The 13914-nt window shown below is 52.0% G+C and carries 11 protein-coding genes; 9 read left to right on the top strand and 2 right to left on the bottom strand.

What is annotated here, in order from left to right:
- The first annotated feature begins 18 nt into the window (after positions 1–18).
- Complete coding sequence (modE, locus tag J5069_RS22270; RefSeq protein WP_264645891.1) at positions 19–810, top strand: molybdenum-dependent transcriptional regulator; 792 nt, start codon at positions 19–21, stop codon at positions 808–810.
- Positions 811–911: 101 nt separating this feature from the next.
- Positions 912–2393, top strand: coding sequence for a molybdate ABC transporter ATP-binding protein ModF (gene modF, locus J5069_RS22265; RefSeq protein ID WP_264645890.1), 1482 nt, complete (start codon positions 912–914; stop codon positions 2391–2393).
- A gap of 66 nt (positions 2394–2459) precedes the next feature.
- Here modF and J5069_RS22260 read toward each other — a convergent pair whose 3' ends face one another.
- Both J5069_RS22260 and J5069_RS22255 read right to left on the bottom strand, forming a co-directional pair.
- A complete protein-coding gene (locus tag J5069_RS22260; protein ID WP_264645889.1) occupies positions 2460–3176 on the bottom strand; it encodes a PAS and helix-turn-helix domain-containing protein in 717 nt (238 codons plus the stop codon).
- Between the two features lie 52 nt (positions 3177–3228).
- Positions 3229–3942 carry a PAS domain-containing protein gene (locus J5069_RS22255; RefSeq protein ID WP_264628080.1) on the bottom strand — a complete coding sequence of 238 codons (714 nt, stop codon included), beginning with the start codon at positions 3940–3942 and terminating at the stop codon, positions 3229–3231.
- Positions 3943–4749: 807 nt separating this feature from the next.
- Here J5069_RS22255 and galE point away from each other — a divergent pair.
- From galE to J5069_RS22220, 7 genes are all read left to right on the top strand, one after another.
- On the top strand, positions 4750–5766 hold the full coding sequence (gene galE / locus J5069_RS22250) for a UDP-glucose 4-epimerase GalE (protein ID WP_264645888.1): 1017 nt from the start codon (positions 4750–4752) through the stop codon (positions 5764–5766).
- A 19-nt stretch (positions 5767–5785) separates the two neighbouring features.
- Positions 5786–6829 (top strand): galactose-1-epimerase, encoded by a 1044-nt coding sequence (gene galM / locus J5069_RS22245; protein ID WP_264645887.1) that lies wholly within the window; start codon positions 5786–5788, stop codon positions 6827–6829.
- A 139-nt stretch (positions 6830–6968) separates the two neighbouring features.
- A complete protein-coding gene (locus tag J5069_RS22240) occupies positions 6969–7379 on the top strand; it encodes a hypothetical protein (RefSeq protein ID WP_264645886.1) in 411 nt (136 codons plus the stop codon).
- A 188-nt stretch (positions 7380–7567) separates the two neighbouring features.
- A complete protein-coding gene (locus tag J5069_RS22235; RefSeq protein ID WP_264645885.1) occupies positions 7568–7948 on the top strand; it encodes a copper-binding protein in 381 nt (126 codons plus the stop codon).
- Positions 7949–7961: 13 nt separating this feature from the next.
- Positions 7962–9239 carry a TolC family protein gene (locus J5069_RS22230; RefSeq protein WP_413542273.1) on the top strand — a complete coding sequence of 426 codons (1278 nt, stop codon included), beginning with the start codon at positions 7962–7964 and terminating at the stop codon, positions 9237–9239.
- Positions 9236–10756 (top strand): efflux RND transporter periplasmic adaptor subunit, encoded by a 1521-nt coding sequence (locus tag J5069_RS22225; protein ID WP_264645884.1) that lies wholly within the window; start codon positions 9236–9238, stop codon positions 10754–10756. Before J5069_RS22230 ends, J5069_RS22225 begins: the two co-directional genes overlap by 4 nt.
- Positions 10753–13884 carry an efflux RND transporter permease subunit gene (locus tag J5069_RS22220; protein WP_264645883.1) on the top strand — a complete coding sequence of 1044 codons (3132 nt, stop codon included), beginning with the start codon at positions 10753–10755 and terminating at the stop codon, positions 13882–13884. Before J5069_RS22225 ends, J5069_RS22220 begins: the two co-directional genes overlap by 4 nt.
- The last annotated feature ends 30 nt before the right edge of the window (positions 13885–13914 follow it).

The following is a 13914-nucleotide window of genomic DNA, read 5'->3' as shown; positions in this document are numbered from 1 at the left end:
TCTCCCTGGACCGTGACCATGCAAGCTGAAATCCTTCTGACACTCAAATTACAACAACGTCTTTTTGCCGATCCACGACGCATTGAGCTGATCAAACAGATTCGTCACACCGGTTCAATCAGCCAAGGTGCCAAACTCGCAGGCATCAGCTACAAAAGCGCCTGGGATGCCATTAACGAAATGAATCAACTGGCAGAGCAGACCATTGTAGAACGCATGACCGGCGGCAAAGGCGGCGGCGGGGCCACGCTGACGCGCTATGGCGAACGATTGATTCAGCTCTATGATTTGCTGGCACAAATACAGCAAAAGGCCTTTGACGTTCTGCAAGATGATAATTTGCCGCTGGACAGCCTGCTGGCTGCCATCGCACGTTTTTCACTGCAAACCAGCGCCCGCAATCAGTTCTTTGGCACGGTGCAAGCCCGCAGCCGGGATACGGTTCAACAGCACCTGAGTGTACTGCTGGCCGATGGGAAAACAGCGGTGAACGTATTGCTGACCCAACAGAGCGCCGAGCGATTGGGGCTTAATGAAGGCAAAGAAGTGCTGGTATTGATTAAAGCGCCCTGGATTGCGGTATACGATGCCGCAGCAGCCCGGCCTAAATCCGATAACGAACTTACTGGCACAGTATCATCTCTGGAAGCGGGACAAGAGAGCAGTGAAGTGCTGATCGCGCTGGCAAGCGGCGAGACGCTGTGCGCCACGGTGCCAAACGAGCAAGTTGCACAGCAAAAACTGCGCGTGGAAATGGCGGTGACAGCCTGCTTTAATGCCGATCGTGCGATTGTCGCTACCTTGTGCTGATCCCTGAACGCGCGCGACAGGAATCCCCTTAGGAACGGCTTGACAATGGCGGCAATGCCCTTTATTTCTGAGTGTATTACTTGCTAAAAAAGAGATAAAGAATGTCGTCGTTGCAAATTTTGCAAGGTGTTTTTCGCATAAATGACACACGCGTTTTGCGCCTTGATGCCCTGACGCTGGAAGGAAAATCGCAGTGGGCCTTTGTGGGCGCCAATGGCAGCGGAAAATCTGCGCTGGCGCGCGCATTATCGGGTGAACTCCCGTTGCTGGAGGGTTCGCAACACGGCGATTTTCCTCGCGTTGTTCGTCTGTCCTTCGAACAGTTGCAACAACTGGTCACGCAAGAGTGGCAGCGCAACAATACCGATATGCTCAGCGCTGATGAAGACGATACCGGACGGACTACCGCTGAAGTGATTCAGGATGAGATTCACGATCCTACCCGTTGTGCCACGCTGGCCGCTCTGTTCGGCATCACTCCCCTGCTCTCGCGCCGTTTCAAATACCTGTCTACCGGTGAAACACGCAAGGTCATGCTGTGCCAGGCGTTGATGCCAAAACCCGATCTGCTGATTCTGGACGAGCCCTTCGATGGCCTTGATGTGGCTTCCCGCGCACAGTTGGCAGAACATCTGGCTGAGTTGGCGCAGCGCGGCTACACGCTGGCGATCATCGTTAACCGCTTTGATGATATTCCTGAATTTATTGATCATGTTGGCATTTTGGCTGACTGCACCCTGACACGCACTGGCACACGTGAAGCGGTACTGGCGGATGCCTTGATCGCCCAGCTTGCATTTAGCGAAACACTTTCCGGCACAGCGTTACCAGCCCCGGAAGACCCACTGCATACGCCGACACTGCCAGCCGATCAGGCACGTATTCAATTGCGAGATGGTGTGGTGCAATATAACGACAGCCCCATTCTGCATCACCTTGATTGGGAATTGTTACCCGGTCAGCACTGGCAAATTGTCGGCCCGAACGGGGCAGGAAAATCCACGCTGCTGAGCCTGATTACTGGCGATCACCCACAGGGATACAGTAACGATTTAACGCTGTTTGGTCGCCGTCGCGGCAGTGGCGAAACCATTTGGGATATCAAGCGGCATATCGGTTACGTCAGCAGCAGCCTGCATTTGGAATATCGCGTCAGCAGCAGTGTGCGCCATGTTATTACCTCAGGCTTTTTCGATTCGATTGGCATCTATCAGGCCGTGTCCGATCGTCAGCGTTTCTTAACGCAGCAATGGCTCGAACTGCTGGGGCTGGCAGCACAAGCGGACTCCCCGTTCCACGCATTGTCATGGGGGCAGCAGCGTCTGGTACTGATTGCGCGCGCGCTGGTGAAACACCCTGCACTGTTGATTCTTGACGAACCGTTACAAGGGCTAGATCCGCTCAACCGGCAGTTGGTGCGGCGCTGGCTGGATGTGTTGATCGGCGAAGGCGAAACGCAGTTGCTGTTTGTTTCCCACCACGCAGAAGACGCACCGGAATGCATCACAAACCGCCTCACCTTTGTGGCACAAGGTGATATTTACGGATATCAGTTTGAAACGCTGGCGGGTAACCCGAAATAAATAACAAAGGCCGCTGAGCGGCCTTTGTTATTTTAACGGCTGAATGAGCGTAAGTTATAAGAAACATCACCACTCGCCCAAATCGTAATTATTTTCAAACATCGCACGTTTGCATTCAAGAAATCGCCGCGGAAGGTAACGATGGTAATTTTTGTTGTGACAAAACTCAGCAAAATCATCAAAATGAGATACACCGACTTTGGTGTAAAGTCTTTGCAGGGCACTTTCAATGGTACGAGGTGAAAGGAATAATATATCGCCTATAGCTTTACAGGTTCGGCCTTGCAGTTTTAAGAAAATAATTTCACACTCTTTTTCCGTAAAAAAACCATCTGGCCGATTGAGTAATAAAGATCCGGGGCATCGTCCGTTGACAAAATCATTGGGAGTGAAGGTTTGTAGCGTCTTACCATAGGTCACTATACCGACACATTGATTATTTTTATCATAAAAGGGTATTTTTCTAACAATATAGGGATAATCAACAGCATCTGGATGAACCTCTAAAGTACTTAATGTATTTTTAGAGTCACTCACTAATTTATCTTGATATTGCCATTCTTTTACTACATCTTCATTTTCTGTCAACCTCGAATTAAACTCAAACTCAGTTTTGTGTAAGAAATCATTTGGTGTTCTAACTCCTATAAGTTTTGCCAATGAAAGATTGGCGTAAATATATCTAGAGTCTAACCCCTTAATACAATAGGGGTCATGATGCTGGTCCAACACATTTACCAATACTCGTGGAAGATAATCGTCATCGTGAATATCATCACTCATAAAACACCTCCTTTTAAACTGATAAATTCGTCAATATTTACTCAAATAAAAATCAAACAACAGAATTAATATTATCATCAAATAGGATGCTATTGCTTTCAACAAACCGCTTCGGAAGATATCTATGGTAATTGCGATGGTGGCAAAAAGCAGTAAAATCATCGAAATGTGTTACATTTGCTCTGAGGTATATTTTTTGCAAAACAATTTCCACAAAAGATATCGAGCATGAAAGTCGGTTAGCAATGCTTTCTGACGTTCGCCCTTGAAGATTTAAGAATATTATCTCACATTCATTTTCAGTGAAAAAATCATTGGGTTTAGTTAAAAGAAAAGAACCGGGACGCTGACCGTTAATAAATTCACTAGGAGAAAATGTTTCCAATGTCCGACAATTAGTTAACACACCAATGCACTGGTTATTCTCATTGTAAAAGGGGAATTTCCTAACAATATAAGGACAATCCACCGCTTTTGGATTGACCTCTAATGTAACAAGTTTTCTTCTGGAAGTAATCACATAATTATCTTGCCACTGCCACTCTTTTACAATACTCAAATCTTCAGTTAAACGTGACTGAATATTATCTTCTGTCTTATCAATTAAATCACTCGGTGAGTGCACGCCCACTTTTTTCGCAACCGATAAATTTGCATAAATAAACCTAGAATCCATCCCCTTGATAAAATAAGCATCATTATGCTGATCGAGTAACGTTATCAGCATATTAGGTAGGATAATGTTTTCCTGCATATTACTATTCATTGTCACCTCTCATTTAAAGGCAGCAGAAACAAAAATTCATAATGCAAAAGCACACTCAAAACCCTGTATATCAAAAAACATAACAAAATACATTACTACAATAAATCAACATTAAATGAGTGTATAAAAATGCTTTAAAATCATATTTTGAGAACACAACCACCTAATAGCCTTACACTTAATACATATGACCATTGAAATAAATCAACAAAATTCCGCTCTTCATTGACAAAAGTGATAACAAGTGAATTATTATAGTAATGTTTACTCTGTCAGAGCAGTAGCACTCCCCCTTAGTGAATATGGTAATATACGATTTAAAACTCAATAAAATGTTTTAACATGCTGGTCATAGCTTATCAAAAATATGTGTATCTTCGTTACACAGATATTTTATGTAGAATCTGTGTATTCGAAGGGAAAACCAAACTAAAAATATTTATGGGAGCTATCCCCTTCACTTACACCAGGGATCCTTTTGCATTTTCACGCGCGCTTCGGCGCGCTGCTTCATTTCTCATCCCCCTTTTAGCTCATCATCAAGTACCCCTCCCCCAACAGATATGGTATTTTTTCCCCGCCTCCACAGCACAGGAGGCGGGGTTTCTTATTGACGGATCAAAGTGATAGCGATACCACGCTTTTATCGCGTCAATATTTGATGGATTTTTCAGGTGTGAAACGGATTATTCTTCTCAGCAAGATTGATGAAAAACCTCATAATTTCAGCGAATTTCTTCGTTGCAGATCACCTTTTCACCCCACAGGCTATGCTAGTTTTATTCAACATTGGTCATCGAGGTTCTTATGAATGTTTTAGTGACAGGTGGTAGCGGTTACATCGGCAGCCATACCTGTGTTCAGCTTTTAGAAGCCGGGCATCAACCGATTATTCTGGACAATCTGTGCAACAGTAAAGCCAGCGTGGTGGAAACCCTTACCCGTCTCACTGGCAAGGCTGTGACGTTTTATCAAGGCGACATTCGTGATGGCGTTTTGTTAGACCGCATTTTCGCCACTGAAGATATCGATGCCGTGATCCACTTTGCTGCGCTAAAAGCAGTCGCAGAATCCGTCAGCAAGCCTGTTGAATACTATGACAACAACATCTATGGCACCCTGACGCTGGTTAAAGCGATGGAAAAGGCGGGTGTGAAAAACCTGATTTTCAGTTCCTCTGCAACGGTCTATGGCGATCAGCCACGCATCCCGTATCAGGAAAGCTTTCCTACCGGTATGCCTGCCAGCCCTTACGGGCGCAGTAAGTTGATCGTGGAGCAGGTCCTGACGGATTTACAGAAAGCCCATCCGGAGTGGAGCATCGCGTTGTTACGCTATTTCAATCCGGTTGGCGCCCACCCTTCAGGCGAGATGGGCGAAGATCCGCAAGGCATCCCTAACAATCTGATGCCCTTTATCGCACAAGTCGCCGTTGGTCGCCGTGAATCGCTGTCTGTCTTCGGTAATGATTACCCGACTGAAGACGGCACCTGCGTCAGAGATTACATTCATGTGGTCGATCTGGCCGAGGGTCACGTGGCAGCGATGAAAGCCCTGCATCAACGCCCGGGAATACACATTTACAACCTTGGCGCAGGTGTCGGCTACAGTGTATTAAACGTTGTGCAAGCATTTAGTCAGGCATGCGGCAAACCGCTGCCCTATCACTTCGCCCCGCGCCGCGAGGGCGATCTTCCTGCCTATTGGGCCGACCCGGAAAAAGCGGCCAATGAACTCCACTGGCGCGTTACCCGGACGTTAGCGCAAATGGCGGAGGATACCTGGCGTTGGCAATCCAAACATCCCAATGGCTATCCCGACTGATACCCTGAGGAGCAGGTGTATGCTGAACGAAAAAAGTGCTGAATTGGCCCCCGATGGCCAGCCTTTTACCCTGACTACGCTACAAAACCGCGCTGGAATGCGCGTTGTGTTGATGGATTGGGGCGCAACCTGGCTCTCTTGTCAGGTCCCTCTGCCGGAGGGAGAAGTGCGCGAAGTACTGCTCGGCTGCACGACACCTGCGGATTATCTGCGCCAACAGGCCTATCTCGGTGCGTCTATCGGGCGCTATGCTAACCGCATTGACCACGCCCAATTACAGCGTAACGGCGCAACCTATGCGCTGACGCCCAACCAGGGTCAACACCAGTTGCACGGTGGGCCCGACGGGTTTCATGCACGTCGCTGGCGCATTGTGCAGCAAGATGCCACGCAAATAACCTATCTGCTGGTCTCGCCCGATGGCGATCAGGGCTACCCGGGGCAATTGACCGCGCAGGCACGCTATCGGTTAACAGAACACAATGCGCTGGAAATTGAGTATTCCGCGCTAACAGAAAAAACCTGCCCGGTATGCCTGACCAACCACGCCTATTTCAATCTGGACGGGCATGCCAGCGATGTGCGCAACCACCGTTTACAACTGTTCGCCGACCATTATTTACCCGTGAACAGAGAGGGGATCCCGGTGGGTGGCCTTGCACTGGTGAACCACACGGGTCTGGATTTCCGCCAGCCCAAGACGCTATTGCAGGATTTTTTGCGCGACGACGATCAGAAAGCGGTCAGCGGCTACGATCACGCTTATCTGCTACATCGCACTTGCGGCTCCAGCGAGTGCCCGGCGGCAAATCTGTGGTCTGCGGATGAGAAAGTGATGATGAGCGTCTTTACCAGCGCGCCAGCTTTGCAGCTTTACAGTGGGAACTTTCTTTCAGGCACCCCCGCCCGCGGAGGCAATCTGTATGACAACTACGCCGGTGTGGCGCTGGAAAGTGAGTTTTTGCCAGACAGCCCAAATCATCCGGACTGGCCCCAGCCAGACTGTTGGCTGAAACCCGGTAAGCAGTACTGCTCCCTGACAAGTTATCAATTCTTTACATAACGCCACCACGACAGACTGGGCACGCTTTTGCACCGTAAATTTATGTCAAGAGCGTGCGCAGCGAACAATTCACGCTTTCGCTTACGCAAAATTTATTGTTATATGTAGGGCTATTCGACTACTCCGCAGGAAGCTCCGCATGTTTGGGTTGCCTTTCAGACAATTACCGCAACGCAAGCGCCGTCTATTGGCGTTTGGCGTGATTGTTTGTTGGCTGATGCTTAATACCCAACTGGCGTTGGCAGCCCATCTGTGCGATGTCCAACCGGTGGTGCAAACCACGCAAGTGGTCAGTCACCACGGCATGAACATGACGCAGACGTCTCACCACGCCTCAGCCATGGTGAAAGCGCCGCTGTGTGATAAACACTGCACGCCGGATACTGCGCAAAAGACTGCCTCGCCGCTGCACCTGGATGCCATGACACATGACACCAGCACGCTGCTCGTGTTGGCGAACGATACCAACATACCTGACCAACACACCTGGTTAACCCCACCGCGAACCGGGCCGCCGGCTGAGATCGTATACTGCCGTTTTAGAGAATAAATCCAGATATACCCTAAATAATTCGAGTTGCAGGAAGGCGGCAAGCGAATGAATCCCGATGAGCTTACTCTAGTAAGTGATTCGGGTGAGTGAACGTAGCCAACGCATCTGCAATTTGAAGTATGACGGGTTAAAACAACATATTGATTTTCTATCATCTGTTATGTTTTATTCTGGAGATATTGATTATGCGCACGTTACTGACCGCTATAGCCCTGTTTGCTTCCATCGCTACTACAGCCCCCGCATTTGCCGAAACCTCGTCTGCCTCCGCACACGATCACAATGCCATGATGTCCATGCCGATGGATCACAGTAGCATGAACCACGGCACTCAACCCACCAGCGCCGCTACGGTGTATCAAGGCACCGGTGTGGTAAAAGCCTGGTCGGACACCAGCGTCACTTTCGCCCACCAACCGATTCCCGCACTTAACTGGCCCGCCATGACCATGCGTTTTGGCCTCAGTGCCTACAAGGGCAGTCCGTTAAGCGTGGGACAAACGGTGAACTTCACCTTTATCCAAAGCGCCTCCGGCTACGATCTGATTTCAGCATCCGCTAACTGATTTCGAGGTCGATATGTTGACGCTTCGTCTACAACAGGCGGGCTATGCCCTGCCGTGGCTCTTTGGCTGCGCGATGTTTACCGCTCAGGCCACAACGCTCGATCAAACTCTGGCGGCCGCTGAACAGTATTCAGCAGAAATTTCTGCCAATCATCACCAGGTGAACGCCCTGAATAATATGGCGGATTCCGCCATGCAGTTGCCCGACCCTAAACTTAAAGTCGGGATTGAGAACTTTCCGGTCAGTGGCGCCAATGCGCATCGCTTCACCCGTTCTGACATGACCATGCAACGTGTTGGCATCATGCAGGATTATGTCAGCAGCACTAAACGCGAACGCAAGTCAGATGCCATTCGCGCAGAAGCGCGTAAAGCGGAGGCCAATCAGGACGTGATTCGCGCCACGTTGCAACGAGAAGCCTCTCTGGCCTGGTTCGCGCTGGCGCTGGGGCAACATGCGCAGCAAGCCATTGAACGCCTGCTGAACGACACTCAGCGGCAGCTTGGCATGCAAAAAGCCGGGGTCGCGAGTGGCAGCAACAGCGCCAGCAGCGTTCTGGCGCTGCAACTCACGGTCAATGAAATGAAAAACCAATTGGATAACGCCAAACGTGACGTTGAGGTGGCACGTTCCCGGCTCAAACAATTGACGGGGGCGGACATCACGCGCGTCAGCGGCGATTTCCCGACCATCACTCGGCTTCCCGCCAGTCAGAGTGCGTTGATTGATGCCATCAAGCAGCACCCCGAAATCATTCAGGCAGCGCGCGAAGCGGATGCCGCCAAGGCAAAATCAGCGCAGTCCGCCGTCGCTGCCATCCCGGATGTCGGGGTGGAAGTGTACTACGGCAAGCGGGCAGATGGATTAGAGGACATGGGCGGCGTGATGTTGACGGTCGATCTGCCGTTATTCAAATCACGGCGGCAGGATAAAGATTATGCAGCCGATATGTCTCGAACCTATGAAGCCAACGATCAATTGACCTTACTGACGCGTGCACATCAGGCCGAACTGGATGCGCTTATCGCACAGTATCAGGCGGCGAAATCCATCTACGATCGTCAGGCCACTGAGGTGATCCCGCTGCAACGCTCACGGCTCAAATTGCTGGATGCCGAATATCGCACTGGCAGCAGCGGGCTGGCAGAAAACCTTGATGCCAGACGCGCACTGCTGAACAGCGAAATTGAACAGATCAACGCGCAAAAAGCGCTCGCTGCCAGTTGGGCCGCTATTCGTTATTTGATCCCTCAGGATACCAAGCTACTACCGCAGGAAACCAAACAATGAAACCGATCGTTACGTTAAGCGTCGTCGCTATTGCCGTTGCCGCTGCGCTGGCCGTGGGATACCAACTGGGAGCCTCCTCCGGCCATCGTGCTACCCCGGTTGCCAGCACAGTAACGACTGCGCCACAAGAAACACCAAGAAAAGTACTCTATTGGTATGATCCGATGACGCCAGGGCAGCGCTTTGATAAACCGGGTAAGTCCCCCTTTATGGACATGGATCTGGTGCCGCGCTACGCCGATGAAACTCAGGATGACGGTGGCATCACCATCAGCGCACGCCAACAGCAAAATCTGGGCGTGAAAACGGCGCAGGCAACGCAGCGCACGTTAGATCTGCAACTGAGCGCCTTTGGTACTGTCGCCACCGATGAACGTGGTATTGAGACCCTTGCGGCGCGCGCCAACGGGCTGGTCGAAAAACTGTATGTGAAAGCACCACAGCAGTTTGTTCAACGTAACGATCCTCTGGCACAGCTGTGGATGCCGCAGTGGTCGGCCGCACAGCAGGAATACCTCGCCATTCGCCAATGGGGCGATGCGTCTTTGGTTACCGCCGCACGCGAACGTCTGCAATTGCAGTTTATGCCAGAAGAGATTGTTAAAGCCGTTGAGCGTTCGGGAAAACCGCAAACCCGCATCACGCTGCGCGCCCCCGCACAGGGCTATATCAATAAGCTGGACGTGCGTGAAGGCGCGCAGGTCAACGCCGCACAATCCCTGTTTGAACTGGCAACGCTCGACCCGGTATGGATTGTGGTGGATTACCCAGAAAGTCAGGCCAGCCTGCTGTCGCGCGGAAGTGACATCAGTGCCAGCACGGACAGTTGGCCGGGGAAAACCTTTCATGGCAAGGTGGACGAACTGTTGCCCAATCTGGAAGCCTCAACGCGCACGCTAAAGGCCAGGCTGACACTGGAAAATCCAGAGCACTTACTCAAACCTGGCATGATCCTCAACGTGACACTGACGCATCCCATCACCACGTCTCCCGTGGTCGCTATTCCCGACGAAGCACTCATCACCACTGGCACGCACAATCGAGTACTGCTGGCTGACGGTAACGGTCACTTCACGCCGGTCGAAGTGAAAACAGGCCGTAGCCAAAATGGTTGGGTAGAAGTTACTCACGGCCTTAACGCGGGCCAGTCGGTGGTTACGTCCGGCCAATTCCTGATCGATTCTGAAGCGAGCCTGAAAAGTGCACTGCCGCAAATGGCAGACGATCAACCTAAACAGGATACCCCGGCGGCCAGCGCGTCCCCCACCTACCAGGCGGAAGGGAAAATCGAGGCGATCGACGGCGACACGATTACGATTTCGCACGGCCCGGTTGCCGCACTGAACTGGGGCCCGATGACCATGGACTTTATTGCCTCTGCTGAACTGCGCCCTTCACTGACCATCGGTCAACAGGTCAGCTTCACCTTTGCGCTGCCAGAAGAGGGTGCACGGTTAGTGAGTGTCACCCCCGTGTCTAACGGCAATGCCCACCAACACCAAGGACATCAACAATGATTGCAGCCATTATTCGTTGGTCGCTACGCAATCGGCTATTGGTGCTGTTGAGCGCCATGCTGATGGCGGCATGGGGATGGTGGGCAGTGCAAAAAGCGCCGCTTGATGCGTTACCCGATCTCTCCGACGTTCAGGTCATTATCAAAGTCGGCTACCCCGGTAAAGCGCCGCAAGTGGTGGAGGATCAGGTAACCTACCCACTCACCACCACCATGCTCTCCGTACCCGGTGCCAAAACGGTACGCGGCTTCTCCATGTTTGGCGATTCTTATGTCTACGTGCTGTTTGAAGACGGCACCGATCCCTACTGGGCGCGCTCGCGCGTGCTGGAGTATCTCAGTCAGGTGCAGTCAACGTTGCCGCCTCAGGCGAAGGCTTCCCTTGGCCCCGATGCTACCGGCGTCGGCTGGGTATACGAATATGCATTGGTAGACAAAACCGGCCAGCACAGCCTTGGCGACCTGCGCGCCATCCAAGACTGGATCATCAAGTATGAGTTAAAGACCGTGCCCAACGTATCGGAAGTCGCGAGCGTCGGCGGCATGGTTAAACAGTACCAGATAGTGCTCAACCCAGACCGATTGCGCGCCCTAAACCTCTCCCACGAGATGGTGATGACCGCGGTACAAAACGCGAATCAGGAAGGCGGCGGTTCCGTTGTCGAGCTTGGGGAAGCAGAGTACATGGTGCGCACCTCGGGCTATCTCAAAACGCTTGATGACTTTAAGCACGTGGTGATCGCCACCCGAGACGGCATCCCCATTATGCTGTCAGATGTCGCCACCTTGCGTATCGGTCCAGAAATGCGGCGTGGCATTGCTGAACTCAATGGTGAAGGTGAGGTCGCAGGCGGCATTATCGTGATGCGATCAGGAAAAAATGCGCTGGAAACCATCGATGCGGTCAAGCTAAAGCTGAACGACATCAAGCGCAGCCTGCCCGCAGGCGTGGAAATTGTTCCGGTTTACGATCGTTCGCACTTGATTGAAAACGCCATCACCACGCTCACGCACAAGCTGATCGAAGAGTTTATTGTCGTTGCTCTGGTGTGTACGCTGTTTCTGTTCCACTTCCGTTCGGCTCTGGTCGCCATTGTGACACTGCCGCTGGGTATTCTCGGCGCTTTCATTGTCATGCACTATCAGGGGGTGAACGCCAACATCATGTCGTTGGGCGGCATCGCCATCGCCATCGGAGCCATGGTGGATGCGGCTATTGTGATGATAGAAAACATGCACAAGGTGCTGGAACAGTGGCGACATGAGCATCCAAACCAGCAACCCGCCTCTGATGACTATTGGAAGATAGCCGAAAAGGCCGCAGTGGAGGTGGGTCCCGCACTCTTCTGTAGTTTGCTGATCATTACTCTGTCGTTTATTCCGGTGTTTTCGCTCGAAGCGCAGGAAGGCAAAATGTTTGCCCCGCTCGCCTTCACCAAAACCTACGCCATGGCGGTGTCCGCCGGGCTGGGCATTACGCTGGTGCCGGTGCTGATGGGCTATTTTATTCGTGGAAAAATTCCTGATGAGCACGCCAATCCGCTCAACCGCTGGCTGATCCGTGCCTATGAGCCGCTGCTGGATCGGGTATTACAGTGGCCAAAAGTGACGCTGGCCGTAGCGGGAATGTTGCTGCTGGCGACGCTCTATCCGCTTTCTCAATTGGGCAGCGAATTTATGCCCGCGTTGGATGAAGGCGACTTGCTCTACATGCCCTCCACCCTGCCGGGAATATCCGCACGGGAAGCAGGACGGTTATTGCAACAGACGGATCGGCTGATCAAAACCGTGCCGGAAGTCGACACCGTGTTCGGCAAAGCGGGTCGGGCAGAAACCGCCACCGACCCCGCACCGTTGACCATGATCGAAACCACCATACGTTTTAAGCCCAAAGATCAGTGGCGGCCCGGCATGACCATGGACAAGTTGGTCAGTGAACTCGACGGCATTGTGAAAGTACCGGGGATCGCCAATATCTGGGTCCCGCCCATCCGCAACCGGTTGGATATGCTGGCGACGGGGATCAAAAGCCCGGTGGGCATCAAAGTGAACGGCAGCAATATCGCGCAAATTGAAACCGTGGCCGAGCAGATTGAACAGGTGGTGCGCGGCGTTCCCGGCGTCACCTCTGCGCTGGCAGAGCGTCTGGCCGGTGGTCGCTATATTGATATCGATATCGATCGCGCCAAGGCGGCGCGTTATGGCGTGTCGGTCAAAGAGCTGCAATCCATCGTGTCTGTAGTGGTTGGTGGGGAAAATATTGGCGAAACCATTGAGGGGCGCGAACGTTATCCTATCAACCTGCGCTATCCGCGTGAGATCCGCGATTCGCTGCAAAAACTCAAGAATTTACCGGTCATTACCGCAAGCGGTGGGCAAATTTCGCTCTCGGAACTGGCCGATATTCGCATCAGCGACGGGCCGCCCATGCTGAAAAGTGAAAACGCACGTCTTTCGGATTGGATCTATGTCGATATTCGCGGCCGCGATCTGAAATCTGCCGTGCAGGATATGCAACGTGCGGTAGAACAGCAGGTGCAATTGCCAGAAGGCGTGTCGCTAAGCTGGTCTGGACAATTTGAGTATCTTGAGCGCGCGACGGCCAAACTCAAAGTGGTATTGCCGTTCACACTGTTGATTATCTTTATCCTGCTCTATGTGACGTTCAGCAAGGTGAAGGATGCGCTGTTGATCATGGGCACCCTGCCCTTTTCGCTGATTGGTGGCGTATGGCTGCTTTATCTGCTGGGCTATAACTTATCGGTAGCGGCGGCGGTGGGCTTTATCGCGCTTGCCGGGGTAGCGGCCGAGTTCGGCGTTATCATGGTGTTATACCTCAACCACGCCATTGAAAAACGTCAACAATCCGATGAGACGCTGGCGCTCCCTTTGCTGCGCGAGGCCATTCATGAAGGTGCCGTGTTGCGCGTGCGCCCCAAAGTGATGACAGTCGCCACCATCATGGCCGGGCTATTGCCTATTATGTGGGGCGGTGGCACGGGAGCGGAGGTGATGCAACGCATTGCCGCACCGATGGTGGGCGGCATGGTAACAGCCCCCTTGCTGTCGATGCTGGTGATCCCCGCGTTCTACTTGCTGACCCACCGTAAACGAGGCGATAGCGCCTGAGTGGCAATCCCGTGATGTCGGCCCATACTC

The sequence above is a fragment of the Candidatus Symbiopectobacterium sp. NZEC127 genome (assembly GCF_025962675.1).
In the GTDB taxonomy this organism is placed as follows: Bacteria; Pseudomonadota; Gammaproteobacteria; order Enterobacterales; family Enterobacteriaceae; genus Symbiopectobacterium.
This window is presented reverse-complemented; position numbering and strand designations above follow the sequence as displayed.

What these genes read in the sequence shown, in the direction of transcription:
- J5069_RS22230 (WP_413542273.1), top strand. Translation starts at nt 7,962, where the DNA reads ATGTTGACGCTTCGTCTACAACAGGCGGGCTATGCCCTGCCGTGGCTC.
- modE (WP_264645891.1), top strand. Translation starts at nt 19, where the DNA reads ATGCAAGCTGAAATCCTTCTGACACTCAAATTACAACAACGTCTTTTT.
- galE (WP_264645888.1), top strand. Translation starts at nt 4,750, where the DNA reads ATGAATGTTTTAGTGACAGGTGGTAGCGGTTACATCGGCAGCCATACC.
- J5069_RS22260 (WP_264645889.1), bottom strand. Translation starts at nt 3,176, where the DNA reads ATGAGTGATGATATTCACGATGACGATTATCTTCCACGAGTATTGGTA.
- J5069_RS22225 (WP_264645884.1), top strand. Translation starts at nt 9,236, where the DNA reads ATGAAACCGATCGTTACGTTAAGCGTCGTCGCTATTGCCGTTGCCGCT.
- J5069_RS22235 (WP_264645885.1), top strand. Translation starts at nt 7,568, where the DNA reads ATGCGCACGTTACTGACCGCTATAGCCCTGTTTGCTTCCATCGCTACT.
- galM (WP_264645887.1), top strand. Translation starts at nt 5,786, where the DNA reads ATGCTGAACGAAAAAAGTGCTGAATTGGCCCCCGATGGCCAGCCTTTT.
- J5069_RS22240 (WP_264645886.1), top strand. Translation starts at nt 6,969, where the DNA reads ATGTTTGGGTTGCCTTTCAGACAATTACCGCAACGCAAGCGCCGTCTA.
- modF (WP_264645890.1), top strand. Translation starts at nt 912, where the DNA reads ATGTCGTCGTTGCAAATTTTGCAAGGTGTTTTTCGCATAAATGACACA.
- J5069_RS22255 (WP_264628080.1), bottom strand. Translation starts at nt 3,942, where the DNA reads ATGAATAGTAATATGCAGGAAAACATTATCCTACCTAATATGCTGATA.
- J5069_RS22220 (WP_264645883.1), top strand. Translation starts at nt 10,753, where the DNA reads ATGATTGCAGCCATTATTCGTTGGTCGCTACGCAATCGGCTATTGGTG.